Annotated in this window: 25 protein-coding genes and 1 tRNA gene; 14 read left to right on the forward strand and 12 right to left on the reverse strand. The window is 64.7% G+C overall.

Features of this window, described 5'->3' with window-relative positions; all coding sequences use genetic code 11:
* Positions 1-23: 23 nt before the first annotated feature.
* Positions 24-100, reverse strand: a tRNA-His gene (locus tag ACFC2Y_RS00715).
* 271 nt (positions 101-371) lie between these two features.
* Here ACFC2Y_RS00715 and ACFC2Y_RS00720 point away from each other — a divergent pair.
* Positions 372-569, forward strand: coding sequence for a DUF6324 family protein (locus tag ACFC2Y_RS00720; protein ID WP_375173137.1), 198 nt, complete (start codon positions 372-374; stop codon positions 567-569).
* Here ACFC2Y_RS00720 and ACFC2Y_RS00725 read toward each other — a convergent pair whose 3' ends face one another.
* Complete coding sequence (locus ACFC2Y_RS00725) at positions 570-1,034, reverse strand: MmcB family DNA repair protein (RefSeq protein WP_375173138.1); 465 nt, start codon at positions 1,032-1,034, stop codon at positions 570-572.
* A gap of 117 nt (positions 1,035-1,151) precedes the next feature.
* Here ACFC2Y_RS00725 and ACFC2Y_RS00730 point away from each other — a divergent pair, with 117 nt between their 5' ends.
* The 3 genes from ACFC2Y_RS00730 to ACFC2Y_RS00740 all read left to right on the forward strand — a co-directional run bounded on the left by ACFC2Y_RS00730 (position 1,152) and on the right by ACFC2Y_RS00740 (position 3,622).
* A complete protein-coding gene (locus tag ACFC2Y_RS00730; RefSeq protein ID WP_375173139.1) occupies positions 1,152-2,429 on the forward strand; it encodes a hypothetical protein in 1,278 nt (425 codons plus the stop codon).
* The gene (locus tag ACFC2Y_RS00735) at positions 2,426-3,163 is read left to right on the forward strand and encodes a hypothetical protein (protein ID WP_375173140.1); all 738 of its coding nucleotides are present in this window, start codon (positions 2,426-2,428) and stop codon (positions 3,161-3,163) included. Before ACFC2Y_RS00730 ends, ACFC2Y_RS00735 begins: the two co-directional genes overlap by 4 nt.
* Positions 3,164-3,271: 108 nt before the next feature.
* Positions 3,272-3,622, forward strand: a complete 351-nt coding sequence (locus tag ACFC2Y_RS00740) for an ArsR/SmtB family transcription factor (protein WP_375173141.1) — start codon at positions 3,272-3,274, stop codon at positions 3,620-3,622.
* 318 nt (positions 3,623-3,940) lie between these two features.
* Here ACFC2Y_RS00740 and ACFC2Y_RS00745 read toward each other — a convergent pair whose 3' ends face one another.
* The 3 genes from ACFC2Y_RS00745 to ACFC2Y_RS00755 form a co-directional block, all read right to left on the reverse strand.
* Positions 3,941-4,249 (reverse strand): hypothetical protein, encoded by a 309-nt coding sequence (locus ACFC2Y_RS00745; RefSeq protein ID WP_375173142.1) that lies wholly within the window; start codon positions 4,247-4,249, stop codon positions 3,941-3,943.
* An 81-nt stretch (positions 4,250-4,330) separates the two neighbouring features.
* Positions 4,331-4,606: a hypothetical protein gene (locus ACFC2Y_RS00750; RefSeq protein WP_375173143.1), complete on the reverse strand. Its 276-nt coding sequence runs from the start codon at positions 4,604-4,606 to the stop codon at positions 4,331-4,333.
* Entirely contained in the window at positions 4,590-7,400 is a 2,811-nt protein-coding gene (locus tag ACFC2Y_RS00755) for a bifunctional [glutamine synthetase] adenylyltransferase/[glutamine synthetase]-adenylyl-L-tyrosine phosphorylase (protein WP_375173144.1), read from the reverse strand. Before ACFC2Y_RS00755 ends, ACFC2Y_RS00750 begins: the two co-directional genes overlap by 17 nt.
* Positions 7,401-7,463: 63 nt before the next feature.
* On the opposite strand from ACFC2Y_RS00755, the gene ACFC2Y_RS00760 reads away from it, so the two are divergent.
* From ACFC2Y_RS00760 to ACFC2Y_RS00775, 4 genes are all read left to right on the forward strand, one after another.
* On the forward strand, positions 7,464-7,931 hold the full coding sequence (locus tag ACFC2Y_RS00760; RefSeq protein ID WP_375173145.1) for a YbaK/EbsC family protein: 468 nt from the start codon (positions 7,464-7,466) through the stop codon (positions 7,929-7,931).
* A 123-nt stretch (positions 7,932-8,054) separates the two neighbouring features.
* Positions 8,055-8,501: a DUF2852 domain-containing protein gene (locus ACFC2Y_RS00765; protein WP_375173146.1), complete on the forward strand. Its 447-nt coding sequence runs from the start codon at positions 8,055-8,057 to the stop codon at positions 8,499-8,501.
* A 121-nt stretch (positions 8,502-8,622) separates the two neighbouring features.
* The gene (locus ACFC2Y_RS00770) at positions 8,623-9,069 is read left to right on the forward strand and encodes an RDD family protein (RefSeq protein WP_375173147.1); all 447 of its coding nucleotides are present in this window, start codon (positions 8,623-8,625) and stop codon (positions 9,067-9,069) included.
* A gap of 232 nt (positions 9,070-9,301) precedes the next feature.
* On the forward strand, positions 9,302-10,120 hold the full coding sequence (locus ACFC2Y_RS00775) for an arginyltransferase (protein ID WP_375173148.1): 819 nt from the start codon (positions 9,302-9,304) through the stop codon (positions 10,118-10,120).
* Positions 10,121-10,306: 186 nt separating this feature from the next.
* On the opposite strand, the gene ACFC2Y_RS00780 is transcribed toward ACFC2Y_RS00775, so the two are convergent.
* The 3 genes from ACFC2Y_RS00780 to ACFC2Y_RS00790 all read right to left on the reverse strand — a co-directional run bounded on the left by ACFC2Y_RS00780 (position 10,307) and on the right by ACFC2Y_RS00790 (position 14,721).
* Complete coding sequence (locus ACFC2Y_RS00780) at positions 10,307-12,661, reverse strand: TRAP transporter large permease subunit (protein ID WP_375173149.1); 2,355 nt, start codon at positions 12,659-12,661, stop codon at positions 10,307-10,309.
* A gap of 11 nt (positions 12,662-12,672) precedes the next feature.
* A complete protein-coding gene (locus tag ACFC2Y_RS00785) occupies positions 12,673-13,566 on the reverse strand; it encodes a TRAP transporter small permease subunit (protein ID WP_375173150.1) in 894 nt (297 codons plus the stop codon).
* 69 nt (positions 13,567-13,635) lie between these two features.
* Complete coding sequence (locus ACFC2Y_RS00790) at positions 13,636-14,721, reverse strand: TRAP transporter substrate-binding protein (RefSeq protein WP_375173151.1); 1,086 nt, start codon at positions 14,719-14,721, stop codon at positions 13,636-13,638.
* Positions 14,722-15,361: 640 nt separating this feature from the next.
* On the opposite strand from ACFC2Y_RS00790, the gene ACFC2Y_RS00795 reads away from it, so the two are divergent.
* A complete protein-coding gene (locus tag ACFC2Y_RS00795; protein ID WP_375173152.1) occupies positions 15,362-17,116 on the forward strand; it encodes an acetolactate synthase 3 large subunit in 1,755 nt (584 codons plus the stop codon).
* A gap of 84 nt (positions 17,117-17,200) precedes the next feature.
* Positions 17,201-17,767, forward strand: a complete 567-nt coding sequence (ilvN, locus tag ACFC2Y_RS00800; protein ID WP_375173153.1) for an acetolactate synthase small subunit — start codon at positions 17,201-17,203, stop codon at positions 17,765-17,767.
* Positions 17,768-17,773: 6 nt separating this feature from the next.
* Here the strand turns inward: ilvN and ACFC2Y_RS00805 are convergent, their stop codons facing one another.
* Entirely contained in the window at positions 17,774-18,175 is a 402-nt protein-coding gene (locus ACFC2Y_RS00805; protein WP_375173154.1) for a hypothetical protein, read from the reverse strand.
* A gap of 353 nt (positions 18,176-18,528) precedes the next feature.
* On the opposite strand from ACFC2Y_RS00805, the gene ACFC2Y_RS00810 reads away from it, so the two are divergent.
* Positions 18,529-19,224: an XRE family transcriptional regulator gene (locus tag ACFC2Y_RS00810; RefSeq protein ID WP_375186387.1), complete on the forward strand. Its 696-nt coding sequence runs from the start codon at positions 18,529-18,531 to the stop codon at positions 19,222-19,224.
* A gap of 91 nt (positions 19,225-19,315) precedes the next feature.
* Here the strand turns inward: ACFC2Y_RS00810 and ACFC2Y_RS00815 are convergent, their stop codons facing one another.
* The gene (locus tag ACFC2Y_RS00815; protein WP_375173156.1) at positions 19,316-20,461 is read right to left on the reverse strand and encodes a pyridoxal phosphate-dependent aminotransferase; all 1,146 of its coding nucleotides are present in this window, start codon (positions 20,459-20,461) and stop codon (positions 19,316-19,318) included.
* 43 nt (positions 20,462-20,504) lie between these two features.
* On the opposite strand from ACFC2Y_RS00815, the gene ACFC2Y_RS00820 reads away from it, so the two are divergent.
* Genes ACFC2Y_RS00820 through ACFC2Y_RS00830 form a run of 3 tightly spaced genes read left to right on the forward strand, consistent with a single transcriptional unit; the run spans position 20,505 to position 23,276 of the window.
* Entirely contained in the window at positions 20,505-21,833 is a 1,329-nt protein-coding gene (locus ACFC2Y_RS00820) for a M48 family metalloprotease (RefSeq protein ID WP_375186388.1), read from the forward strand.
* Positions 21,834-21,861: 28 nt separating this feature from the next.
* Positions 21,862-22,605 carry a DsbA family protein gene (locus ACFC2Y_RS00825; RefSeq protein ID WP_375173158.1) on the forward strand — a complete coding sequence of 248 codons (744 nt, stop codon included), beginning with the start codon at positions 21,862-21,864 and terminating at the stop codon, positions 22,603-22,605.
* Complete coding sequence (locus ACFC2Y_RS00830) at positions 22,602-23,276, forward strand: hypothetical protein (RefSeq protein ID WP_375173159.1); 675 nt, start codon at positions 22,602-22,604, stop codon at positions 23,274-23,276. Before ACFC2Y_RS00825 ends, ACFC2Y_RS00830 begins: the two co-directional genes overlap by 4 nt.
* A 75-nt stretch (positions 23,277-23,351) precedes the next feature.
* On the opposite strand, the gene ispG is transcribed toward ACFC2Y_RS00830, so the two are convergent.
* Entirely contained in the window at positions 23,352-24,479 is a 1,128-nt protein-coding gene (gene ispG / locus ACFC2Y_RS00835; protein WP_375173160.1) for a flavodoxin-dependent (E)-4-hydroxy-3-methylbut-2-enyl-diphosphate synthase, read from the reverse strand.
* Positions 24,480-24,593: 114 nt separating this feature from the next.
* Positions 24,594-25,841 carry a helix-turn-helix domain-containing protein gene (locus ACFC2Y_RS00840; RefSeq protein WP_375173161.1) on the reverse strand — a complete coding sequence of 416 codons (1,248 nt, stop codon included), beginning with the start codon at positions 25,839-25,841 and terminating at the stop codon, positions 24,594-24,596.
* Positions 25,842-26,066: the final 225 nt, after the last annotated feature.

A 26,066-nucleotide genomic window follows, 5' to 3' on the forward strand; every position in this document is an offset into this window, starting at 1 on the left:
CGGTTTCCACAAGATGAGGGGGATGGTACCGCCTCCCTGGCTTGAACAGGGGACCTCTGGATCCACAATCCAGCGCTCTAACCAACTGAGCTAAGGCGGCACGTGACGGGCGACTTACCGCTGTCGTCTTGCGAATGCAAGCCCGTCCGAACGGAAAATCACCCGACCGGGACAGGGGCCGGGCGGCGCGGACATCTGCCCGGCCGCCCGGCGACCCGTGTTGGTTAACAAACCCCTGCCCCGCGTCGCGCAGCGCGACAGGATCGGCGTTCAAGCCGCTGATCTCGCCCGCTCAACCACCGGGGGCGGCCCTGGTCTTGAAACTTCCCTCAGGCTGGGATAGCCACCGCCATCCCCTCACGGAGGCAGACATGGGCATCGACACCGAACGCGATATCGAGGCGAATCTTCAGATCGGTCCGACGGATCACGGAATGGTCCGTCTGTTCATCGACGCGGGCCAGATCGAGATCCCGATGGATTTCGACCCCGACGAAGCACGTGAAATTGCCGAGGAAATCCTCGCCGCCGCCCAGGCCGCCGAGGGGATGAACCGCAAGAAGCGTTGATCAGCCGATCCCGACCGGCCCCGTCGGATCGCGCATGACGGTCAGCCGCCGCGCCGTATCCCGCGCGAATTTCAGCGTCATCGCCTTGCGCCGCGCCCCGGCCAATTTCGACTCCTCCGGCATCCGCACGATCTCCCCGCCCCAGGCGTCGGCCAGGATCAATCCGCTCTCCTCCGGCAGCAGCTCCACTGGGAAATCCGGGCCCACGGCCCAGAAGAACCGGTCGCAAAACTCCAGATACCCCCGCCATTTGCTGTCGGCGGCGTAATCCGCGCGGCTCGACTTGCACTCGACGCACCAAAGCTCGCCCTTGGGCCCCACAGCCATCACATCCATGCGCAGGCCGCGGGCCGGCACGAACTCCTCCAGGCACCAGAAATCATGGCTCGCCAGCAGGCGGCAGGTGCCCCGGGCGATCAACTGACCGGGCTGATAGGCGGCAAGATCCGATGTCATATCCGTCATGCCGCGATCATGAACATTCCGTGAACAAATGCAAGTCCATGCGCGCCAGACTGGTAACTTGGCCCCGCAAGACCTAACTATCATTGAATTTCTCTTTGATGCACCCGGGGACCGAACATGAGCGACAGGACTGACCGCGGCGCGCGGATGGCGCGCGAGCTTGAGGGGCATCTGGGCTGGCTCGACAGTTTCACCGGTGCCGCGCTCGGCATCCTCGCCGTGGCCTCCGGCATCTACACCTACCTCGGCGTCTCCACCCTGCTGGACGGCGACGGCGCGATGAAGGCTTTCGCCGCCATCGCCTATTCCGTCGCGGTCTCCACCGGCATCTTCGTCTTCTGGTCCTACCTGATGCGGCTCTTCCCGGCGATGCGCACCGCGCGGTCGCGGATGGGCCTCATGGGGGCGATGACGCTCGGCTCCGTCGCCATTGTCGCCATGTCCTCCTGGCTCAACGCCGCCGCACTCGCCGGGGCCGCCGCGGTCGAACAGCACCTGGCGGAGACGGTGCAGGACTACCAGGTCTCTCTCGAACGCGCGAACGAAATTGCCGTATCCGCCCTGGGGCTTGAGCGCGATGTGGCCCGCGTCCGCCAGTCGTTCGAGGACCTGTCGGAGCAGGAGGCACAGGGCACGCTCTCCGGTCTCGCCGGGCGCGGCGCGGTGTTCCGGGTTTTGCGGCAGAAATCGGCGGAGCTCTCGGGGCTGGAGGAACAGATCGGCTCCCAGGCCCCCCTCGTCACAGCCGCCTTCGCCGAAGGAAACGCGCTGCTGTCGCGAATGCGGGCGCTGACGGTCGAGCCGGGCCCGGTCGAACCGCGCTCGGTGGAGTTCTCGGAACAGGCGGTCCGCCTCGCCGGGATCATCACGCGGCTCAGGCAACTTTCCGTCGCGCCTCTGGTCGAACGCGCGGCGCAGGATCTCGCCGCCTCCGTCGTCCTGCCGGAGCTTGACGGGAGGACGGAGGCGAACCGGACCGATCAGTCTGCCACGATCACTTCCGTGCTCGAGGTGCTGCAACAACGCGCCCAGACCCTGGAACGCGCCGCGGCAGAGGTCATTGCCATGCCGCCCCCGCCCGAGACGACCTATACCCCGATCTCCGCCGCCGATGCGGTCATCCGCTACGCCGGCAATTTCATCCCCTCCTGGGCCGGGGCCATCGCGATCGACCTGCTGCCGGCGGTCCTCGTCCTCATCGTGTCGATCACGCAGGGGCTGATCCGGCACGGGCGCGAGGGCGCGGCGATCGAGGACACGATGACGATTGCCGAGTTGCGCGCGGCGCTCCATGCCGCGCGGGATGTCGATCTGGCCTTCACGCAACATGCGGATGCACAGACCCGGGCCGACCCGCCACCGCAGCCCGCCCTCCCGGAGGCGCGGGAGGAATGACCGAAGATCAGGAAAAACTGCGCCCGATCAAGCGGATGCTGACCGGCGTCCTGGTGTTTCAACTGGTGCTGGCGGCCTTCCTTTTCCTGGGCGACATGGGGCGCGATTTTGCCCTGCCGGTGCGCGGCCCTGCGGCGCCGAGTCTGGAACAACCCGTGCGCCCCGGCGACCAGATGCGCGAGTATGACCCCAATCTGCCGACCGCCCCCGGCACGCAGATCGACGGCCCGATGCCCGACCGTCTGGTGATCGAACCCCTCGCCGACGGTCAGGTCCTGCTGACGGGCCGCATTCAGCGCGGCGATGGCGAACGCATCGTGCAGCAGATCGAGGCCGCCACGGCCGAAGAGTTCGTCCTGCATTCCCCCGGCGGCAATGTCGCCGACGCGCTGGAGATCGGCCGCGCGCTGCGGGCGGCCGGGAAGCGCACTGCGCTGCGGTCCACTGATGTGTGCCTTTCCGCCTGTCCCTACATGCTGGCCGGTGGCACCGAACGCAGGGTGGCAGAGGGCGGCCGTGTCGGACTGCATCAGCACTATTTCGGCGAGAACACCTTCCTGCCCGCCTTCCTCGCCGTGCGCGATATCCAGCGCGGACAGGCAGAGGTGATGCGCCATCTCGATGAGATGGGGATTGACCCGATGGTCATCGTGCCCGGCCTCGCCACCCCGCCGCAGTCGATCTACATCCTCACGCCGGAGGAGCTGTCGGAAAGCGCGCTGGCGAACGGCTAGAGCGCAACGCAGGGCATTTGCGCCAACAATACTGGGCTTTCGCCCCTTGTCCGGCCCGCCCGATCACTTAGCCATTGAGGTGACTCTCGGACCGCCATACAAAGCTTTATGGCTCACAAAACCCAAGACCTCGACCTCGTCTTTCAGGCCCTCGCCGACTCGACCCGTCGCGCGGTGTTCGATGCCCTCGCCCAAGGCCCCGTCTCGATTGCCGACCTGGCCGCGCCGCATCGCATGGCGCTCCCCTCCTTCACCAAGCATATCGCGATGCTGGAAAAGGCCGGACTGATCCGGTCCGTCAAGAAGGGTCGTTCTCGTATCTGCACCCGTCGGGCTGACCGGCTGAAGCTGGTCGACCGGTGGCTCGAGGCGCAGCGCGGCGTGGCCACGGACCAGACGGAGGAGCTGATCGCGATTGCGAGGTCGCTCTACCCCGAACGGCCGTCGACCCGCGTCTGACCGGGCCGGACACCCGCGACACCGCCTGCCGCGACGGCCGGGACCTGCGCGATCAGACGAACCCTGCCGAGTATTTTTCGTGCCCCCTTGCAGGAACACAGGCAACGGCCTATCTGGGTCGGAGGCGGGTGCTGCCCTTCTCGTGAACGGGTACATTCCGGTGGCCTTAAGCAAATCCGAGGGAGCTGGCTCTGTCCGGGCCCTGGTCCGGTTACCCGGCGCCCACCTGTATGAACAGGTCCTCGGGAATGCGTCACCCAAACGGTTGCGTGCGGGCCCGCCGTCCCACTTTCAGATCAACCGGTTATCGGGCGAAGCTCACCTTGCCCGCTTCGCCGTCTCCCGCACGGGGGCGGGGATCCGGGGTGTGACCGGCGCCCGGGTTCCCCCGCTCGGCCCACTGTCCCGCTCGCGCAGGGCCATGACGGCGATGGCGAACTGAACCCCGGCAAAGACGATCCCGTTGGCAAACCACAGCATCGCAACCGCCATGTATCCGGCGGAGGAGGCGGTCAGCAGATGCCGCAGACCGCCGACATCGAAGCCGATCAGCATCGCGACAAAAATCGCAGCGATCACAAAGCCTATCAGGACGTTCTTGATGTACAGACGGACGAGCTTGGGCATGAGGGAACCTTTCGACTCCCTCCCATCATATACAATTTTCGCAATGTTTTACAGGGCAACGGGGCCGTGACAGCCTGGGCCCTAATGCCGCACGCGCCCGGCCCGCCCGCCGCGCCGTCCGGTGGCCGAGACGCTCTGCAAGCCCTCCCGCATCAGGCCCGTCATCGGATGATCCGGGTCCGCCTCGCCATAGCGCTCCAGCAAGGCCGTCAGCGCCGTGCCCTGCGCCACGCCCTCCGGCAGGCTCAGCGCCCAGTCCATCAGGATGGACCTGCATTCCGCCGCGCTGATCCCCTCGATCCGGTAGGATTCGCGGATCAACCCCTTGGGATCGTTCGGGTCACGCGGGTTGCTCATGTCCTGTCTCCTGTCCTGTCTGGTTCTGCAATGCCCTATCGAGGATCTGCGCCGCCTGATGGCGCAGCATCTCCAGCCGGTCCTGAAGGGCCGTCCATCCATCCACCTCGCTGTCGCGCAGCAGCAGATCACAGCCCCCGGAACCAAGCGTTTCGGGATCGAGCGGGGCGTCGGTCAGCAACTTGGTCGTCATGTTGACCGCCCAGAACTGCGTCCAGGCGCTGGCCAGCTCCGCCGCCTGCGCCTCGCTCAGCCAGCCGACCTCGACCGCCCCCGACAAACCCTCGTCGACGGAGGAGGTCGGCCGCCCCGCCGCCAGCGCCCCGGCCTGGGCCAGCAGCTCGATCTCCTGCGTGCGCCCGCGCCCGACCTTCATGTCCCAGGCCTGGGTTTCCCCCTTGGCCGCCGCGATCCGGTCGCGCATCTCCGCCACGTCCTGGCGCAGCTTCTCCGGCTCGGTCTCCGCCGACAACAGGTCCAACCGGAACCGCGCGACATCCTCGCGCAGGCTCTCCGGCCCCGCGATCGGCCGGGCGGAGGTCAACGCCATATGTTCCCAGGTCCAGGCCTCGCTCGTCTGATAGGTCCGGAACGCCGACCAGGAGGTCGCGACCGGCCCCTGATTGCCGGAGGGGCGCAGGCGCATGTCCACCTCGTAGAGCCGCCCGGCCGCCGTCGGGGCAGACAGCGCCGTGACCAGCGCCTGGGTCAGCCGCGCGTAATAGGTGCGCGCAGGCAGCGGACGCCGCCCGTCGGAGGCCTCCACGTCTTGCGGATCGTAGATCACGATCAGGTCCAGATCCGACCGCGCATTCAACCGCCGCGCGCCCAGCGACCCCATGCCCAGAACAATCGCGCCGCGCCCCGGGGGCGCCCCATGGCGGGTGGCAAAGCTTTCCTGAACCGCGGGCCAGAGGGCGCGCAGGATCGCATCCGCCAGGTCGGTATATTGCGCCGCTGCCTCCTGCGGTCCGATCAGCCCGCGCAGATGATGCACGCCGATGCGGAAATGCCATTCTTTCTGCCAGCGGCGCGCGGCATCCAACTGGCCCTCGTAATGCTCTTCGGCGGCCAGCTGCGCGCTCAGCCGCTCGGTCAGGCCATCCGGCCCGGGCCAGTCGGAGAAGAAGCTACCGCCAATAACCCCGTCAAAGACCGAGGAATTGCGCGACAGGTAGCGTGCCAGGTCCGGTGCGGTCCCCGCAATATCGCCCAAGAGGTCGATCAGCTGCGGATTGGCCTCGAAGAGCGAGAAAAGCTGCACCCCCGCCGGCAGGCCAGACAGGAACCCGTCAAAGGCCATCAGCGCCTCGTCCGGTTTGGCAGCGCGTCCAAGCGCCTCCAGCAGCCGGGGGCGCAGGCGGGCAAAGATTTCCTGCGCGCGGGTCGACCGCAGGGCGGGATAGCTGCGCCAGCGGGCAATCACGTCCGGATCGACCTCCGGCGCGCCCTCGGGGTCCGCCCGGTGGCTCAGCTTCTCCCGCGCGAAGAAATCCTCGCAGGTGGTGTGCACATCCTCTAGCCGCTCGCGGATTTCGCGGCGGAAGGCGTCCGGGTCCATGTCCGACAGGGCCGCGATCCGGTCGATCCCCTCCTCGCTTTGTGGCAGGGCGTGGGTCTGGGCGTCGTTGACCATCTGGATGCGGTGTTCGACGTCGCGCAGCACGCGGTAATGCGCGGCCAGCCTTTCGGTGATCTCGGTCGGCACCCAGTTGCGTTCGCCGATCAGTTTCAGCGCCTCGCAGGTCGGGCGCACGCGCAGGTCCGGGTCGCGCCCGCCGGCAATGATCTGGTGGAACTGGGCAAAGAACTCGATCTCGCGGATACCGCCGCGGCCCAGCTTCATGTCATGCCCGGGCAGGGAAATCGCCCCGTGGTGCCCCTTGTGGTCGCGGATGGCCAGCCGCATGTCATGAGCATCCTGGATCGCCGCATAGTCGAAATGCCGCCGCCAGACAAAGGGTTTGAGGTCCGACAGGAACCGCTCTCCCGCATCCAGATCCCCGGCGCAGGGTCGGGCCTTGATATAGGCGGCGCGCTCCCATGTCCGGCCGAGGCTTTCGTAATAGCGCTCCGCCGCCTCCATCGACAGGCAGACTGGGGTGACCGAAGGATCGGGCCGCAGCCGCAGATCGGTGCGGAAGACGTAGCCATCTGCGGTGATATCCGACAGGGTCGCGGCCAGGGTCCGGGTGGCGCGGATATAGATCGGGCGCGCCTCCAGATAGCCGTCCTCGTCAAACCGGTCCTGATCGAACAGGCTGATCAGGTCGATGTCGGAGGAGTAGTTCAGCTCCCCCGCCCCCATCTTGCCCATGGCCAGGATGAACAGCCCGGCCCCGCTCTCCAGATCCGCCTCATCCATTCCCGGCAGCTTGCCGCGCCGCACCGCGGGGGCCAGTGCCTGAGTCAGCGCCAGCTGGCAGGCGAGGTCGGCAAATTCGGTCAGGGTGCCGGTCACCTTCTCCAGCGGCCAGGCCCCGCCCAGATCGGCCAGGGCGATCAACAGGGCCACCCGCCGCTTGCCCTGCCGCAGCCCGGGTTTCAGCGCCTCCCCCTCCAGCGCGCGCAGGCGGGCGTATTCCTCCGCCAGGGCGGCGTCGGGATCATCCAGCGCGGCGGCGATCCAGTCACCCTCCTTCTGGATCAGCGACAGCAGGTAGGGGCTCGATCCCCCTGCCCCTTCGATCAGCGTGCCAAGCGGCCCGGGAAGGTCCAGCGCGGCACGGGCATCCACGGCCCTGTCGGGGTCATGCGGTCGGGGGCATCGGGTGAGGGTATCGGCGAAACTCATGGGCCGACATTCGCCGTGTTGGGGGGGCTGGTCAATGGGGCGCGCGCGGGGCAGATTGCGCGCATGAGCAAGAGCATGAAACGCGTGATCCGCGCACTGGAAGCCGCGGGGATCGACCCGCAGATCAAGGAACTGGGCCAGGCCCGGACGGCGCAGCAGGCGGCGGATGGCGTCGGCTGCGAGTTGGACCAGATCGCCAAGTCGATCATCTTTGCCGGTGTCGACAGCGGCGAGGCGCTGCTTTTCCTAACCGCCGGGGGAAACCGCGTCGACGATGCCAAGGCCAGTGCGGTCGCGGGCGAGGCGCTGACCAAGGCGGATGCGGCCCTGATCCGGGCGCAGACGGGCTTTGCCATCGGGGGTGTCGCGCCTGTCGGGCATCTCAACCCGATCCGGGCCTGGATCGACCCGCGACTGCTGGAGTTCGACGAAATCTGGGCCGCCGCGGGCACGCCGCACCATGTCTTTGCGCTGAAATCCGCCGTTCTCCCGGAAATTTCCGGCGCAAAACCCGCTGATTTTACTGCATAATCCCGATTTATGTAAAAAACCTTCACATCACCCCTTGCGCCCCGGGGATGCGGTGCCAATCTATGTAATGTGAAAGGCATTCACATCGACTGACACCAACTGACCCAACCACGGAGCACAAACATGACCCCCGCGACCGCCACAGCCTATTCCGGACAGGAGACCCGTCACATGGGCTGGCTGTCCAAGTCCGAGGCATGGCTCGACAGCAAGGGCAAAGGTGCATGGATCGCCGCGATGGTCCTCGGCTTTGTTTTCTTCTGGCCTGTCGGCCTCGCCCTTCTCGCCTATATGATCTGGAGTAAACGCATGTTCTCGAAATCCTGCCGCCGCTCGGGCCGTTCCTACGAAATGCGCCGCTCGGGCTATGCCGCGATGAAGACCTCCGGCAACAGCGCCTTCGACGCCTACAAGTCCGAAACCCTGCGCCGCCTGGAAGACGAACAGGAGCAGTTTGAAAACTTCCTGGAGCGTCTGCGCGAAGCCAAGGACAAGACGGAGTTCGACCAGTTCATGGACGAACGCGCCCGCAAGGCCCGTGAAGAGACCCGCGAAGACGAAGACGCCTGAGCCGTCCCGCTTCGCACCGACGCGGCACCGACGTAATACCGACGTGATACCGACGTCACACCGACAGCACTTTGGGGGGGCCAGTCCGGCCCCCTTTCCCCTGCCCCCGACGGAGACCCCGATGACCGAGACCTGGTCCATTCCCGATCCCTACCACCAGCCCGAATTCTACGCCGACGTGCCGGTCAAGCGGTTGCTGGCCTGGGTGGTGGACACGCTGCTGATCGCGGCCCTGGTCGCGCTGATCGTGCCCTTCACCGCCTTTGTCGGCCTCTTCTTCCTGCCGGTCCTGTTCCTGGTTCTGGGCTTCCTCTACCGCTGGAGCACCATTGCAGGCGGCTCGGCGACCTGGGGTATGCGATTGATGTCAATCGAGTTTCGCGACGGTTACGGCCGTCGGTTCGACACAGGCATGGCGCTTTTGCACACCCTTGGCTACACCGTGTCGCTGGCGGTGCCGATCCTGCAGATCATCTCCATCGGACTGATGCTGACCGGGGCGCGCAAGCAGGGGCTGACGGACAATCTGTTCGGGACTGTGGCGATCAATCGCCGGGCCGGACATTAACCGCGAATCTGGAAACTCACCATCCGCGTGGCGGCGTCGGCTACACACCGATGCCGCCACATAGACGTTCAGACCGGTTGATTACCCCCCGAAACCCCGCCCGCGTCACGCGAAATCCTTGCCATTTCGCAAGAACAGGCCGCGTCACGCGCTTTCTCTGCCTCTTCCTTTGACATCGTGTCCCTCGTATGTATCGTTTCGAAATAATAACCTCGCATTAACCACCGATCCCATGCGCCACACTCTTCCGCTGACGCCGCAATTCTACGTGACGGCCCCACAGCCCTGCCCTTATCTCGAGGGCCGGATGGAACGGAAGTTGTTCACCTCGCTCTCCGGCGAGGGCGCGTCGCAGCTGAATGACACGCTGTCCAAACAGGGGTTCCGGCGGTCGCAGAACGTACTTTACCGGCCGTCCTGCGCCGATTGCGCCGCCTGCCTGTCGGCCCGGATCGACGTGGCGCAGTTTGCCCCGACCAAGAGCCAGAAGCGCACGATCAAGCGCAATGCGCAGGTCACGCGCCGCGCGACCTCGCCCTGGGCGACCGAGGAACAGTATGAGCTCTTCCGCGACTACCTGGAAACCCGGCATGCCGAGGGTGGCATGGCGGACATGGATGTCTTTGAATTCGCGGCGATGATCGAAGAAACGCCGATCCGGTCACGGGTCATCGAATACGTGGACGAGGAGCGCGGGCTGGTCGCGGCGGCGCTGACCGATGTGCTGGATGACGGGTTGTCGATGGTCTATTCCTTCTACGATCCGGATCTGCAGGCCGATAGCCTGGGCACCTATATGATCCTCGACCATATCGACATCGCGCGCGAGGCGGGGCTTCCTTATGTCTACCTTGGCTACTGGGTGCCCGGATCGCCCAAGATGGGCTACAAGGCCAAGTTCAAGGGGCTGGAGCTCTATGTCGGCGGGCGCTGGAACAAGATGCGCAACCCGGCAGATTACGATGCGGAACGCCATCCGCTGAAGACCGACCCGATTGCCGAACAGGTCGCCAATATCTCGCTGCCCGATCTGCGGTCGCCGCGGGGGTGAACATGCCCGACATGTGATCTCCGACATGCCCCGGCCCTGAGCCGGGGCCTCATGTTTTAGTGTTGAACCACGACAAAGCCCCGGCACACGGCCGGGGCATTTTGCATTCTTCAGCGGCCCCGGCGCAAGGCCGGGGCATTCTGCATTCGTCAGCGGCCCCGGCGCAAGGCCGGGGCACGGCAGGCGTCAGTTGCCGATCAGGTCCGGAACGATCGTCACGATCCCCGGCGCGAACCACAACAGGGCCAGCCCCACCACCTGGATCAATACGAAGGGGATAATCCCGCGGTAGATGTGCCCGGTGGTGACCGTCGGCGGGGCCACCCCGCGCAGGTAGAAGAGCGCGAAGCCGAAGGGCGGCGTCAGGAAGGAGGTCTGCAGGTTCACCGCGATCATGATCGTCACCCATTTCGGATCGAAGGAGCCGCCGTAGATCACGGGGCCGACGATCGGGACGACGATGTAGATGATCTCCAGGAAGTCGAGCACGAAGCCCAGGAGGAAGAGCACCAGCATCACCAGCAGGAAGACCGTGAACTCGTTGTCGAACGAGCGCAGGAACTGCTGGATGTAATGCTCCCCCCCGAAGGAGATCACCACGAGGTTCAGCAGCTGCGAGCCGATCAGGATTGTGAAGACCATCGAGGTCACCTTGGCCGTCTCGCGCACGATCGGGCTGAGCACGCCGTTGCGATAGAGCACGATACAGGCGTAGATCAGTCCGATGCCCGCGACCATGTAGGCACCGTAGGCAATGACGAAGCCGATGACATTTCCGGCGGTCACCACCGACTGGTTCATCCGCAGGTCGAAGTTGATCCCGACAAGGATCAGCGCCGCCAGGGCCAGGGTGGCCCAGATGATGAACTGTCCGGAATTCCCCTCGTCCTTCAGCTTGCGATAGGCGGCCAACATGATCGCACCACCGGCGCCAAGCGCGGCGGCCGGGGTCGGGTTGGTGATCCCGCCCAAGATGGAGCCCAGCACGGCGATGATCAGAACCAGCGGCGGGAAGACCACGCGGATCAGGTCGTTCTCGGCCATCCGCACAGCGGCATGTTTCAGCGACCAGAGCGTGATCAGCAGCGGGATCATCAGAAGCGCCACCTTGGGCGCGCCGGACATGCCGGGCGTGATCACCAAGGCATCAATCGCAAAGGCCAGAGCGACCCCGGCCACACCGATCAGCAGCGGCGTGGGCGAGGCCGAGGGCTTCACCCCCCGTGCAATCGCCAGGGTCAGCAGGACCAGACCGAAGAGCGTCGCGACACCGGAGCCAACCGGTGCGGCATTGGCGATCTTTTCCGCCAGCGCGGTGCGCATCTCGTCCTCGGTCAGTTCGCGGGCCTCCTCGGTTCCGCCAGCTTCGGCCAGCGCCGCGCGGTCGGCAACGGACTGATCCCAACGGGACTGTCCGTGCAGCTCGATCATGGCGGCCTGGCATTCGGGGCTGACATTGGTGCGCAGCGCGTCCAGCCGGTCGACCTGGCTGTAGTTCGACACGGTGACATCCTGCTTGCCGATCAGGCCACCCTCGGCCGCCAGCATGAGACCACCGATGATGACCACCGGCACGGCCAGGAACCAGGTCAGGCCCTCGCGGCGGGTGATGACCTCGCCATCCGGGTCCTCGATGTGGACGGCCGGCGCCTTGGAGGGGTTGAACAGCGCATAGCCAAAGGCATAGGCGGCATAGAGGAAGGCCAGCAGCACCCCCGGCAGCAGCGCCGCCTGAAAGAGCGTGCCGACCGAGACAACCGCCGGACGGCCCAGGTAGGTCAGCGCGTCGGTACAGCCGAAGCCCTGCGCGCGGGTTTCCTGCGCCGCGGAATAGAGGTCGCCCGCCAGCGTCCCCAGAAGGACGATCACGATAGACGGCGGGATGATCTGGCCAAGCGTGCCGGAGGCGGCGATGACCCCGGTCGACAGTTCCGCCGAGTAGCCGTTGCGCAGCATCGTGGGCAGCGACAGCAGGCCCATGGTCACCACGGTGGCCCCGACGATCCCGGTAGAGGCGGCGAGGAAGGCACCGACGACGACAACCGACACGGCCAGGCCGCCCGGCAGCGGGCCGAAGACGCGCGCCATGGTGGTCAGCAGGTCGTTCGCGATCTTGGACCGTTCCAGCGTGATGCCCATCATGACGAACATCAGCACCGCCAGCAGCGTCTCGATCGACTGGCCGGCAAAGACGCGTTCGTTCATCCGGTTCACGATGAACGACAGGTTGCGGTCCATCGCGGTTTCCCAGCCGCGGTCGAACACCGGTACGCCAATGGTCGGCAGGTCCGGGTATCGGAAATGCGAGATACTGTCGCGATTGACCCCGGAGTTCACGAGATCCTTGAAGGCCTGCGACCCCTGGTCGATGGCCTGATGGATCAGCAGACCCTGGCTATCCAGCCAGGCGATCACCGCAAAGGAGATCAGGCCCGCGCCCGGAATGGCAAAGGCCACCGGAAAGCCGGAAAGAATACCCGAGAACAGGCTCAGGAATACGATGATCAGGCCGATTTCGACGCCGTCTAAACCGAACAACATGCCCCTGCTCCCTAGTGCGTGCCTTCGTACATTTCTTCACCCTCGCCGAGCGAATCCCGGTCGAGGTATTTGTCCTGTGCCTCTTCGCCTTCCAGGAACTCCAGCAGCGAGCGGTAGAAGAACGCCACCGCCTGCAGCAAGACCAGCGCAAGGAACGCGAGGATCAGGATCTTGAACAGGAAGTAGAAATCGAACCCGTCGGGCGAGAACCCGGTCCGTTCGACATTCCACTTCACGATCCGCGCCTTGCGCAGCATCAGGTCCAGCTGGTCCGAGGCGGAGACCTTGGGCGTGATCAGGTGCCGCCAGAGGAAGTACCAGGAGTACATCCAGGTCAAAACGGCGAAGGGAACCATGAAGAAGAGCGCGCCGAACATGTCGATGCATTTCTTCGCCCTGTGGCTGACGCCCGCGTAGATCAGGTCGACCCGGACGTGGCTGCCCTGAACGAAGGCGTAGCTGACGCAGAGCGCGATTACCGCCGCGTTCCAGAACTTCAGCCCCTCTGCGTGCCAGGTCAGCGAATGGGTAAAGCCGATGCCGAGCGGCGATATGGTGATTTCACCGAGGCGGAAGACCGATTGCAGGAAGATGATGATGATCTGCTGGCCGACCATGATGAGGCCCGCCCAGGCGGCCGCACGGCCGATCCAGTTGGCGATGCCCTCGAACAGGCGGACCATGCCCCACATGAAGGGTCGCCAGATGAGGCCCGCCACGGTCAGAACCAGGAAAACGTCAAAGACCGCAAAGAAGAACTCTGTCGATCCGCCGTAGTAGACGAAGCGCAGCAGGCTTTCCTTGTCGGACCAGTCCAGCCATAGCCCCGGATGGCTTACGGCGTAAGCGATGTTGTAGAAGCCCAGTCCGATTTGCGTGATCAGCCAGGTCAATCCGCCAAGCATGTCCCTTCCCCCCGCACGAAAGATGCGCGCGGATACCGCGCGCATCTGTTGTTTTCAAGCTTTACACGATCAGGCGCCGGTGACGCGGGCACGCTGCGAGGTGTAGGTGCCATCGGAAAGCGACACCCAGCCCGCCGTCGCGGCCATGGACGCGTCCACGGAATTGCGGATCTTGGCAAAGAGCTCGTCATCCATGAAGCCGTCCAGAACCGACTTGGAGGCGGCGCCGAAGGCGTCCCAAACGTCGTCGGTGAACTGGTGGATCTGTGCGCCACCGTCCTTCAGACGCTGCAGCGCCGGACCGTTGTTGGCGATGAAGAGCGCGTAGTTGTGCTGATGCGCATCCGCAGCCGCCACTTCGATGATCTTCTGATGCTCGGCCGACAGACCGTTGAAGACGTCGAGGTTGCAGCCGACCGACAGCGCCGCGCCCGGCTCGTGGAAACCGGCGGGATAATAGTGGTCGCAGACCTCCTGAAGGCCCAGCTTTTCATCCGACCAGGGGCCGATCCATTCGGTGCCGTCGAGGGCGCCGGTGGAGAGAGCCTGGTAGATTTCGCCGCCCGGGATGTTCTGCACGGAGGCGCCCAGTTCGGCCAGGGCCTGGCCGCCGAGGCCGGGCATACGGAACTTGAGGCCTTTGAAATCGTCGGCAGAGTTGATCTGCTTGCGATACCAGCCGCCACCCTGCGCGGCGGTCTGACCGGCGATGAAGCCCTTGATGCCGAAGACTTCGCCCAGTTCGTGGTGCAGCGCCATGCCGTCCTGCGCATAGTACCAGACCATCATTTCCGGCGCGGTCATGCCGAAGGGAACAGCGGTGAAGAAGGCCCAAGCGGGATGCTGGCCGACCCAGTAGTAGTCCGCACCATGGTACATGTCCGCCTGACCGGAGGTCACGGCGTCAAAGCTTTCCAGTGCGCCCACAAGTTCGCCCGCGCCCTTGGCGTCGATGGTGAGCGTGCCACCGGACATGGCGCTGACGTTATTCGAGAAACGCTCAACGGAGTCCCAAACACCGGCCAGGCCGCGCGGCCAGGTGGTGACCATGGTGAGCGTAGTGTTGCCCTGTGCGATTGCCGGAGCAGCCAGCGAAGTCGCGGCGACAGCGGAACCACCCAGAGCGGAGGTCTTCAGAAAAGAACGGCGATCCATTTTTATCCTCCCAACAGATCTTTGAAACCGGGACGGTTTTGACCCTTGTCCCCGGCATCACGAGTGGAGCCAACCTAGCGATGGATGGCGAGAGCGCAAATACTTTTTGCATCAGGACAATGCGTGAACTTCGCATGTAATTTTCCGGCCAAGTTGTTGCCGGGTCTCGGGAAATGCCCGCCGATCACTGACCCGCCGGTCAATTGGAGCCCCCCTTGTAACGGCTTGACGCCAGGTTCGGCACAGACGGCAAAGCGGCACGGAATCCGGCGGTGACCGGCATTTCCGTGGCATGTGCCCAATACCGCGTCATCTGCACGAACCTTGGTCAGATCGCACCGCCGTTGACGCAAATGGAAACAATTGCCCGTGTTAACGCAACTTTCGGAAAGATTTCGGCCGCACCGCGACACTTTTGTCGCAGAATTGCGGTTGACCTTACTGCGCGTCCCCCTTATTTCCTCGAATATCAACTGAAAGGGCCCTTGGGCATGACAGCACTAATCGTCATCGTAGGAGACAGGCGCATGGGCCGGTAGCACCGGAACCTGAATTGGACCCCATGCGCCCCCGGATCACCCTCCGGGGGCTTTTTATTGGCTGAGACCCGCGCGACAGGCGCAGCAGACGGAGAAAGAACATGGCACGGCAGATGACTGGTGCAAGAATGGTGGTTCAGGCGCTGAAGGATCAGGGCGTCGACACCGTATTCGGCTATCCCGGTGGCGCCGTGCTACCGATTTATGACGAGGTCTTTCAGCAGAACGACATCCGCCACATCCTAGTGCGCCACGAACAGGGTGCGGTTCATGCAGCCGAAGGTTACGCGCGTTCGACCGGGAAACCGGGCGTGGTGCTGGTGACCTCGGGCCCCGGGGCGACCAATGCGGTGACCGGTCTGGCCGATGCGCTGCTTGATTCCATCCCGATCGTCGTGATGACCGGCCAGGTGCCGACCTTCATGATCGGCTCGGACGGCTTTCAGGAGGCCGATACCGTCGGCATCACCCGCCCCTGCACCAAGCATAACTGGCTGGTGAAGGATACGGATGCCCTCTCCGGCACGCTGCACGAGGCCTTCCATGTCGCCACCGCCGGCCGCCCCGGCCCGGTTCTGATCGACATCCCCAAGGACGTGCAGTTCGCCACCGGCACCTACACCCCCCCGGTCAAGGGCGGGTCGAAACGGTACCAGCCGCAGGTCAAGGGCGACATGGAGGCGATCACCGAGCTGGTCGAGGCGCTGGAGACGGCGAAACGGCCGATCTTCTACACCGGCGGCGGGGTGATCAACTCCGGCAATGCGGCCTCGCAGCTGCTGCGGGAGCTGGTGGATGCCACCGGTGCGCCGATCACCTCCACCCTGATGGGGCTCGGGGCCTATCCTGCGTCGGGCAAGAACTGGCTCGGCATGCTGGGGATGCATGGGCTTTACGAGGCGAACATGGCCATGCACGGCTGTGACCTGATGATCAACATCGGCGCGCGGTTCGACGACCGGATCACCGGCCGGATCGACGCCTTCAGCCCGCATTCGCGCAAGGCCCACATCGACATCGACCCCTCGTCGATCAACAAGGTGATCCATGTCGATATCCCGATCGTGGGTGATGTGGCGCATGTTCTGGAGGACCTGCTGAAGGTCTGGAAGTCGCGCGGCCGCAAGATGAACCGCGACGCGCTGGACAAATGGTGGAAGCAGCTTGAAGAGTGGAAGGCAGTCTCCTGCCTTAACTACAAAAACTCCGACAAGACGATCAAACCGCAATATGCGCTGGAACGGCTGGAAGCACTGACCAAGGACCGGGATCGCTACATCACGACCGAGGTCGGCCAGCACCAGATGTGGGCGGCGCAGTACCTGCAGTTCAACGAGCCGAACCGCTGGATGACCTCCGGCGGCCTAGGCACCATGGGCTACGGCTTTCCGGCGTCGATCGGCGTGCAGATGGCGCATCGCGACGCGCTGGTCATCAACGTGGCGGGCGAGGCCTCCTGGCTGATGAACATGCAGGAAATGGGCACGGCGGTTCAGTTCAAGCTGCCGGTGAAGCAGTTCATCCTGAACAACGAACGTCTTGGCATGGTGCGCCAGTGGCAGGAGCTGCTGCATGGCGAGCGCTATTCCCATTCATGGTCCGAGGCCCTGCCCGATTTCGTCAAGCTGGCTGAGGCGTTTGGGGCCAAAGGGATCCTCTGCACCGATCCGGCCGACCTCGACGACGCGATTATGGAGATGATCGACTATGACGGTCCGGTGATCTTCGACTGCCTGGTCGAGAAGCACGAGAACTGCTTCCCGATGATCCCGTCGGGTGAGCCGCACAACAAGATGCTGCTCGGCGATGCCTCGACCAAGGATGCCATCAAGGAGGGGGGCGCGGTCCTGGTGTGACCGCCAGTCGGTGCGTGCAAGCACGCACCCTACCCCACCCCGCAGGGTGCGTGCTTGCACGCACCGTTCACAGAGGACAGAACAATGAGCGCACTGCATATCAAGAAAGGCTCGACCAAGCATTCGGCCTATAACCTCCGCCCCACCTTCTCCGATGTGGTCGAAACCCACACCCTCGCGGTTCTGGTCGACAACGAGGCGGGGGTTCTAGCCCGCGTCATCGGCCTCTTCTCCGGGCGCGGCTACAACATCGACAGCCTGACCGTCGCCGAGGTGGACCACACCGGGCACCTGTCGCGCATTACAATCGTCACCCGTGGCACGCCGCAGGTGATCGAACAGATAAAGGCGCAGCTTGGCCGGATCGTGCCGGTGCACCGGGTTCATGACCTGACGGTCGAAGGGCCGTCGGTGGAGCGGGAGCTGGCGCTGCTGAAGGTCGAGGGCGCGGGCGACAAGCGGGTCGAGGCGCTGCGGCTGGCAGATATCTTCCGCGCCAATGTGGTCGACAGCACGCTGGATAGTTTTGTCTTTGAAATTACCGGCGCACCGGAAAAGATCGACGCTTTCGCCGATCTCATGCGGCCCCTGGGGCTGATGGAAATGGCACGGACCGGCGTCGCCGCCCTGTCGCGCGGCGGGCGCGGCTAGGCGGGGTCAGCGGCCCGTGCCAGTCAGCGGAATCGGCTCCGCATTCCTGTCGGCAGGGCGGAGCGTTGCCGCATTGGGGAACGGCACGACCTGACCCCGCTTCTGATCGGTGGCGACGCTATCTGACGCCATGTTGTTCATCACGGCGTCCATCGCGGCCCCGCCTGCGCGCTTCAGTTCGCCGGGCAGACCAACGAAATGGTCGGGGGCCACAACAACGGTGTTCCACGCCTCGCGGACGCCGTTTTCTTCTTTGATATCAAAGCTGACGAGATCCCCTGCCTCGGGCATCTGTGCCAGGTCCGGAGTGATGGCGGATTGGCGAAGTATCGCCAGATCCTGATGGTCTTCGCACCAAATCACTGCGCTCAGATCTTCGTGGCTGCTCCACAAAACGACACCGAACATGCTGATCTCCGGACATTATTCCCGTTTGGGTCCAGTGTGTGGAAAACACTAGCGTCCGGAAATTACCTATCCTGTACCGCCAAATGGGAAAATGTGTCGTGCATTAATCTAGTTGACGCTATACAGTGCGTGAAATGACGCCAATTCACGTCACATTTGCTCGAAAGCGATGCGAGTTGGCATCATACAGGAAGGTAAAACCAGAATAACTAGCGGAGCCCTGACATTTGTCCCGATCTGCCAAAAACCCGAGTCAGGTTCCAACTGACCCTGCAGAGATCCGAAACATCTTTGGCGCGAACCTGCGTCAACTGAGTTCGCAATACCCTTCTATCGCCGGCTTGTGTCGCGAATTGGGCATCAACCGGACGCAATATAACAGGTATCTTTCAGGCGAGAGTTTTCCCCGGCCGGACGTCCTGCACCGTATATGCGGCTTCTTCGGCAAGGATGCCCGTATCCTGCTGGAGCCGGTCGACACGATTCCCGACGGCAACAGTGAACTGCTGAACCACCCCGCGATTCGGGACTTCATGGGGCAGAATTCGACCAAGGTACCCGAGGATGTGGTGCCCTCGGGGATCTATCGCTTCTCGCGGCGGTCCTTTGTCGATGACACCATGGGCGTGCTGGGCATGCTTCTGGTCTTTCGCGAGGACGGATATACCTTCCTGCGCGGCTACGAGGCCAAGGACGCGATGGAGCAGCAGGGTCTGCCGACCAACGGGCCCGCACGGGAATTTCGCGGAATCTTCCTGTTGCAGGAGGAAGGCGTGGCCAATATCGCGGCGCGGCGCGGGTCGATCACCTGTTCCTACCAGTTCCTGTCGCGCTATCCGTCAATGGATGGACACTTCCTGGAAGGCTATTCCGCGCGATCCGTCCGAGAGACGATGCGCAGCCGCCGGATTGAACGGACGGTCTATGAGCATATCGGCCACAGCCGGGATGCGATCCGGACGACAGCGCGGGATCAGGGGCTGGTGCCCTTCGACAAGCTGCCCAAGTTCCATCAGCGGCTTTTGCGTCTGGACGAGCCCTTCCGGTAAGCGGCCGCAACATCTGGATTATCGAATATCCCCGGGGCACGTCCCGGGGATATTCGTTTGGACCTATTGCGTCGTTGAGGAGGGACCGCCCCTACCCCCGGCGCGCCGTGAACCGGGCGATCCGCTCCATCCCTTCGGCAATTTCGGATGTGGCGGCGGCGTAGGACAGGCGCCACATGCGCCCGCCACGTTCGGGGTCGAAGTCATGGCCCGGGGTCACCGCCACGCCTTCCTCCTCCAGCAGTGCCTTGGCCAAGTCGAGGCTGTCACCGCCCAGATGGCCGATATCCGCATAGACGTAGAAGCCGCCGTCCGGCGGGGCGAAACGGGTGATCCCGGCCTTTTCCAACCCGGTCAGGACGATCTCGCGATTGCGGGCATAGGTGGCATGGTTGAACTCCAGCTCCTCCGTCGCGTCCAGTGCGGCCAGGGCGGCGACCTGGCTGACATGAGGGGCGCAGATGAACATGTGCTGGGCCAGCTTCTCGACCCGGTCGACCAGATCGGGCGGCACGATCATCCAGCCGATGCGCCAGCCGGTCATGGAGAAATACTTGGAGAAGGAGTTGATGACGATCGCCTCGTCCGTGATCTCCAGCGCCGAGACGCCCCGCCCCTCGTAATGCAGGCCATGATAGATCTCGTCCGAGATGAAGGCGGTGCCGGTGTCCTGGGCCGCGTGGATCAGGCCCGACAGCCTGGCATGATCCAGCATGGTGCCGGTCGGATTGGCCGGTGAGGCGACCAGAACCCCGTCCAGCCCGGCACCGGTGATCTGATCCGGGCGGAGTTGATAGCCATCCTCCAGCACTGTTCGGATCAGCACCGTCTCCAACCCCTGCGCCTTGAGGATCTGGCGGTACGCCGGATAGCCAGGATTGGCGATGCCGACCCGGGCGCCGGGATCGAAGAGCGCAGTGAAGGACAGAAGAAACCCGCCGGACGAGCCGGGCGTCACGATCACGCGGCCCGGGTCCAGATCGACGTCGTACCAATCACCATAAAGCCGCGCGATGCGGGCCCGCAGCTCCGGCAGGCCGCGGGCGACCGTGTACCCCAGGGCGTGCCTGTCCATCTCGGCACGGGCGCGGGCCCGGGCGGGCCCCGGCGCCGGGGTGCCCGGCTGCCCGATTTCCATATGGATGATGTGGCGGCCCTCTGCCTCCGCCTCGGCGGCGAGTTGCAGAATGACCATCACAATGAAGGGATCGACATCCCCACGGCTTGAAACCCGCATGTGCATCTCCGACAGTGTGGGCACTTTGTTGACGGAGTCCGCCTTGAGGTCAATCGCCCGCCTCCTGACATGTGTTCTGGTGCTGGTGCTGACCTTGGCGCCGGTCATCGCGCGGGCCGGCGGGCTGGTGCGGGACCCGGATATCGAACACGGGCTGACACAACTGGCCGCACCGATCCTGCGGGCGGCGGGGCTCAGCCCGTCGCGGGTCGGCATCTATGTGATCGAAGACGGGGCGATGAATGCCTTCGTCCTCGACCCCACGGCCATCTATATCCACTCCGGCATGATCCTGAGGCTGACCAAGGCGTCGGAGCTGCAATCCGTGATCGCCCACGAGGCCGCGCATATCGCCAATGGCCACCTCGTCCGCCGCGCCGCCAATGTGCAGAGCGCGCGCAATGTGATGATGCTGGGCGCGGCGCTTTCGGTGGCTGCCGGGGCCGCGGGGGCCGGTGAGGCGGCAGGCGGGCTGGCCCTTGGCATCGCCTCCTCGGCGCAGGGGGTCTTTTTCGGCCACACGCGGGCGGAGGAAAGCGCGGCGGACCAGTCGGGTATGCGCTACCTCGCCGCGGCGGGGATCGAGACCTCCGGCGCGGTCAGTCTGCTGGAAATCTTCGCAGGCCAGGAGGCGCTGCCAAAGCGGCGGCAGGATATCTATGCGCGGTCCCATCCGCTGTCGCGCGACCGGCTGCGGCAGGTCAAGGCGCTGGCGTTGAGCTATGGCAAGAACGGCAAGCCCGATCCGGAGGCGGACTATTGGTTCGACCGGACGAAGGGCAAGCTCTCGGCTTTTATCCGCAACCCGAAATGGACCTTTCAGCGGATGAAGGAGAGCCCCTATGCGGACGTGCGTGCCATGCGCGAGGCCATTGCCCATCACCGCCTGAACCAGACGCAGAAGGCCCTGGCGAGCCTGGACAGGGCGCGGCAGGCACGGCCCGGCGATCCCTATTACGACGAGTTGCGGGGGCAAATCCTTCTGGAGTCGCGCAATTTCGGCGCGGCCGCCAATGCCTATGGCGCGGCGCTGAAGCGGGCGCCAAACAACGCGCTCATCATGGCCAGCTATGGCCGCGCCCTTGTGGCGCTTGGCGGCACACAGCGGCTGCAACAGGCGGTGCCGCTGCTGGAACGCGCGACATCGCGAGATTGGCGCAATGGCCAGGCGCTGCGCGACCTGGGCACCGCCTATGCCAAACTGGGCAACAACGGCATGGCTTCGCTCGTCACCGCAGAGGCCCATGCGATGCATGGACGCACCAAGGAGGCGCGCATCCTTGCCAAGCGGGCAGTCGACATGCTGCCGCGCGGTTCCGCCGGTTGGCAACGCGCCCAGGATGTGTTGAATGCCGTCAAGACCGACAAATGACCCCAGCCCGAACCCCGGAGACATCGCCATGACCCGTCTAGCCCCCCTCGCCCTTCTGGGACTGCTTGCCACCCCGGTCCAGGCGCTGGACCTCACCGACATGACCACGGCAGAGCGCGAGGCCTTTCGCGAAGAGGTCCGCGCTTATCTGCTGGATAACCCCGAGGTGATCATGGAGGCGGTGAGCATCCTGGAGGAGCGCAACGCCGCCGCGCAGGAGGGCAATGACCTGGCGCTGGTGCAGGGCAACCTCAAGGCGATTCAGGACGACGGCTATTCCTGGGTCGGCGGCAATCCCGAGGGCGACCTGACGGTGGTGGAGTTTCTGGACTATCGCTGTGGCTATTGCCGCAAGGCCTTTGAGGAGGTCCGCGAGCTGATCGAGCAGGACGGGAACATCCGCTTTGTCGTGAAGGAGCTGCCGATTCTGGGTCAGGCCTCCCTCGACAGTGCGCGCTTTGCCGTGGCGACGAAGCAGGCTGCCGGAGACGAGGCCTACGGGATGATGCATGACGCGCTGATGGCCTACAAGGGCCCGACCAGCGAAGCGGCCCTGTCCCGCCTGGCAGAGGGGCTGGGCCTCGACGGGGCAGCGATTGTCGCGCAGCTGGAAGACCCTGCGGTGGATGCGGAGATCCGGCAGACACATGACCTGGCCTCCAAGCTCAAGATCAACGGCACGCCGACCTTTGTCTTTGGCGAGCAGTTGATCCGGGGCTATGTGCCGCTGGATGCCATGACCCAGATTGCGGCGGACCAGCGGGACGGGTGATCAGACCTTTCGTTCTGCTTCTGGCGCTGGCCCTTTGCGGGGCGGCGCAGGCCGAGGGGCTGGACTTTTCAGCCGCCGAACGGCGCATCTTCGGAGAGGAAGTGCGCGCGGCGATCCTGGCCGATCCCTCACCGGTGGCCGGGGCGCTCTTTCCGCCCGCCCCCGATCTCTATGCCGAGGCGGCGGCGGAGGACCGGGCGCGGCTGGAGGCGCAGGCTGGACTATTCAAGGCCACCGAACGCGGCTTTGGCGCATCGGCCCCACGGCTGACGATCGTCTTTTTCGAGGCCTATCCCTGCCCCGACTGCGCCGACGCTTGGGCGGAGCTGGCGGCGCTGATGGCGCGGCACCCTGACATTCGCGTGGAGCCACGGTTCGCCAGGGACGGCGCTGTTCCGCAACTGTTGCTGTCGCTGCTGGATCGCGAGGGCCCGGACGCCTACCGCGACGCCCGGACCCGGCTCATGGCAGCGCAGACGGAGGCGGAGTTGGCGGAGATCCTGGCAGAGGGACGCTGGACACAGGACCGGATGATGCGCCCGGCCCCGAGAGAGGAGGCCGCTGCCTTTGCCGCGCTGGAGCTGGAAAGCACCCCGGCCTACGTGCTGCCGGGGCTGATGTTGCAGGGGGCTATCCCGCAGATCGTGCTGGAGAAATACGTTTCAGAATGAACGGTCGGCGCAGGTGAGCCGGGCGTGTGGTGGGTAAAACCCCACCCTACGGTGAGCCTGACTCGCCGGTGAGGATTACTCTGCCGCCTCGACGGCCCCCGCGCTCTCGATCTCCTCGGCGCGTTTTTCGACCTGTTCGACGATGTGATCCACCATCTGGTCGTTGGTCATCTTGTGGCTCTGCTTGCCCGCCAGATAAACCATGCCCGCCCCGGCCCCGCCGCCGGTGAAGCCGACGTCGGTCATCAGCGCCTCACCGGGCCCATTGACGACGCAGCCGATGATCGACAGGGACATCGGGGTCTTGATGTGTTCCAGCCGTTTTTCCAGGATCTCCACCGTCTTGATGACGTCGAACCCCTGCCGCGCGCAGGAGGGGCAGGAGATGATGTTGACGCCGCGATGGCGCAGACCGAGCGACTTCAGGATCTCGAAGCCCATTTTCACTTCTTCAACCGGATCGGCGGACAGGGACACGCGCAACGTGTCTCCGATACCCATCCACAGCAAATTGCCCAGACCGATGGCGGATTTGACCGTGCCGGACATCAGCCCGCCGGCCTCGGTAATGCCAAGGTGAATGGGGGCGTCGGTGGCGTCGGCAAGCTGCTGATAGGCGGCGGCGGACATGAAGACGTCGGAGGCCTTCACGCTGATCTTGAACTCGTGGAAATCGTGGTCCTGCAAGATACGGATATGGTCGAGGCCGGACTCTACCATCGCATCCGGGCAAGGCTCGCCATATTTCTCAAGCAGGTCCCTCTCCAGCGATCCGGCGTTGACCCCGATGCGGATGGAGCAGCCGTGATCCTTGGCCGCCTTCACTACCTCGGCCACGCGTTTCTCATCGCCGATATTGCCGGGGTTGATGCGCAGGCAGGCCGCCCCGGCCTCTGCCGCCTCGATGGCGCGTTTGTAGTGGAAGTGGATGTCTGCAACGATCGGCACGGGGCTTTCGCGCACGATCTCCTTCAGAGCCTTGGTCGCGGCCGCATCGGGGGTGGAGACGCGGACGATGTCGGCCCCTGCCTCCGCCGCGCGCTGCACCTGGGCGACGGTGGCCGCCACATCGGAGGTGTCGGTGTTGGTCATCGTCTGGACTGAGATCGGGGCGTCGCCCCCGACGGGGACATTGCCGACCATGATCCGACGGCTCTTGCGCCGCTCGATATTGCGCCAGGGACGGACGGGATTGTGCGACATGGGGGCCTCGCGGTTGGCTCGCTGAGATGCTTGGCGCAGGCTTACAACGCGAAACGGCCCGGGGCAATGCGTGGGGCATTGCTCTGGGCCGGATGTCGGATCACCTCTGCGGGATCACTCGGTCGGGGTTTCCAGCTGCCGCGCCTTGGCCAGCATGATGTCCTTGGCCACCGGATCGGAGGAGAGGTCCGCCACAGCGTAGTTTTCCGACACCGCATCGGCGGTCAGGGCCACGTTGCGGATGGTGGCCGTGCCGGGGCCAAGCGGGCCGCGCAACTCGCCATTCACGGAGACGTAGAGAGAGCCGGACATCCCCGCACGGAGCAGCGGCGGCTCCTCGGTCATGGGAACCTGGTACTCTTCGCCCGCGTCGAGGATCTTTTCAAAGACCACGGTGCCATCGGCGGCGCTGACCCGCACCCAGGCGGGCCGCACGGCAACCAGGGTGACACCCGGGCCGACGTTTTCGGTCACGCGGGGCGTGGTGGGGGTCGGCTGCTCCGGCTCGGCGGTGATTGCACCGTTCAGGGCGACGGCAACGGCCCGATCCTCGGCAGACCCGGCAGGCAGCGGGGATGAGGCTTCCGGCCCGGTATCGGCGGCGAATGTGCCGTTTTCCGACGGATTCAGGGTCGAGATCGGCGCGTCGCGGGCCACCAGGACCGGGACGTCCAGTGCCTCGGGCCGGTACAGACGATCTAGCCCCTCGGCCGCGCGACCGGTGGTCGATACGCTGGCGGGCCCGGCGGGCAACGTGGTTCCGGGGACGGCCTGAACGGGGTCGAGATCGCTCAACACCTCGGGGGCCTGTTCCACGGGGGCGAATTTCACGCGCTGAACCTCGGTCAGGATGGACCAGCCGCCGTAGCCGAGCGCCCCGATCAAAGCCACCAGAACCGCAACGGAGCCAAGGGCGCCGGGTTCGATGGTCGACAGGAAGCTTTCCTTTTCCGGCAGGAAGGCGGTGGAGGAGCCGAGGGCATCCACACCCTTGACCGGCGCCGCCTGCGGCTTCTTGCGCTTGGTCCCGGAGGCCGCTTCGGACATGCCGTGGGCAATCTCGAACCCGCTTTCGGCGCAAAACTGTTCAAAGGCGCGATCCGGGTCCAGATCGAGGTAGCGGGCGTAGGAGCGCACGTAGCCGGCAATGAAACCGGGTGTTTCAAAGCTTTCTGGATCGCAGTTTTCGATGGCGGCGATGTAGGAGGCCTTGATGCGGAGTTCGCGCTGCACGTCCAGCAGGGATTTGCCCATGGTTGCACGTTCACCGCGCATCATGTCGCCGAGCTTCAGCTCGTAATCATCGAATCCCTTGGGCTGGATCGTTTCCTGCTCCAGCTTGAGCCTCTTGCGCCGCATCATGCTAGCTGCCCCGTCCGCGAATGTGCTGAGACCCGTTATCACCCCGATTCGAGTCCCGCTCTTTGTTGCTAAGACCCTATCACGATTCAAGGAGGTTTAAAGAAAAAGGGTTGGTGTCGGCGGGATTTGGCCCCGGAAAAGCGGGAAAACCGCCTAATCCTTAACTACAAGGGCTTGTGGTTGCCCCGGCAGAAGGCACAAGAGCCTTCTGCCTGAGGATGATCC

Source organism: Pseudooceanicola sp. (assembly GCF_041987405.1).
Taxonomy (GTDB): Bacteria; Pseudomonadota; Alphaproteobacteria; order Rhodobacterales; family Rhodobacteraceae; genus Pseudooceanicola.

Coding starts and splice junctions, on each gene's coding strand:
- ACFC2Y_RS00720 (WP_375173137.1), top strand. CDS start 372: ATGGGCATCGACACCGAACGCGATATCGAGGCGAATCTTCAGATCGGT.
- ACFC2Y_RS00725 (WP_375173138.1), bottom strand. CDS start 1,034: ATGACGGATATGACATCGGATCTTGCCGCCTATCAGCCCGGTCAGTTG.
- ACFC2Y_RS00730 (WP_375173139.1), top strand. CDS start 1,152: ATGAGCGACAGGACTGACCGCGGCGCGCGGATGGCGCGCGAGCTTGAG.
- ACFC2Y_RS00735 (WP_375173140.1), top strand. CDS start 2,426: ATGACCGAAGATCAGGAAAAACTGCGCCCGATCAAGCGGATGCTGACC.
- ACFC2Y_RS00740 (WP_375173141.1), top strand. CDS start 3,272: ATGGCTCACAAAACCCAAGACCTCGACCTCGTCTTTCAGGCCCTCGCC.
- ACFC2Y_RS00745 (WP_375173142.1), bottom strand. CDS start 4,249: ATGCCCAAGCTCGTCCGTCTGTACATCAAGAACGTCCTGATAGGCTTT.
- ACFC2Y_RS00750 (WP_375173143.1), bottom strand. CDS start 4,606: ATGAGCAACCCGCGTGACCCGAACGATCCCAAGGGGTTGATCCGCGAA.
- ACFC2Y_RS00755 (WP_375173144.1), bottom strand. CDS start 7,400: ATGAGTTTCGCCGATACCCTCACCCGATGCCCCCGACCGCATGACCCC.
- ACFC2Y_RS00760 (WP_375173145.1), top strand. CDS start 7,464: ATGAGCAAGAGCATGAAACGCGTGATCCGCGCACTGGAAGCCGCGGGG.
- ACFC2Y_RS00765 (WP_375173146.1), top strand. CDS start 8,055: ATGACCCCCGCGACCGCCACAGCCTATTCCGGACAGGAGACCCGTCAC.
- ACFC2Y_RS00770 (WP_375173147.1), top strand. CDS start 8,623: ATGACCGAGACCTGGTCCATTCCCGATCCCTACCACCAGCCCGAATTC.
- ACFC2Y_RS00775 (WP_375173148.1), top strand. CDS start 9,302: ATGCGCCACACTCTTCCGCTGACGCCGCAATTCTACGTGACGGCCCCA.
- ACFC2Y_RS00780 (WP_375173149.1), bottom strand. CDS start 12,661: ATGTTGTTCGGTTTAGACGGCGTCGAAATCGGCCTGATCATCGTATTC.
- ACFC2Y_RS00785 (WP_375173150.1), bottom strand. CDS start 13,566: ATGCTTGGCGGATTGACCTGGCTGATCACGCAAATCGGACTGGGCTTC.
- ACFC2Y_RS00790 (WP_375173151.1), bottom strand. CDS start 14,721: ATGGATCGCCGTTCTTTTCTGAAGACCTCCGCTCTGGGTGGTTCCGCT.
- ACFC2Y_RS00795 (WP_375173152.1), top strand. CDS start 15,362: ATGGCACGGCAGATGACTGGTGCAAGAATGGTGGTTCAGGCGCTGAAG.
- ilvN (WP_375173153.1), top strand. CDS start 17,201: ATGAGCGCACTGCATATCAAGAAAGGCTCGACCAAGCATTCGGCCTAT.
- ACFC2Y_RS00805 (WP_375173154.1), bottom strand. CDS start 18,175: ATGTTCGGTGTCGTTTTGTGGAGCAGCCACGAAGATCTGAGCGCAGTG.
- ACFC2Y_RS00815 (WP_375173156.1), bottom strand. CDS start 20,461: ATGCGGGTTTCAAGCCGTGGGGATGTCGATCCCTTCATTGTGATGGTC.
- ACFC2Y_RS00825 (WP_375173158.1), top strand. CDS start 21,862: ATGACCCGTCTAGCCCCCCTCGCCCTTCTGGGACTGCTTGCCACCCCG.
- ispG (WP_375173160.1), bottom strand. CDS start 24,479: ATGTCGCACAATCCCGTCCGTCCCTGGCGCAATATCGAGCGGCGCAAG.
- ACFC2Y_RS00840 (WP_375173161.1), bottom strand. CDS start 25,841: ATGATGCGGCGCAAGAGGCTCAAGCTGGAGCAGGAAACGATCCAGCCC.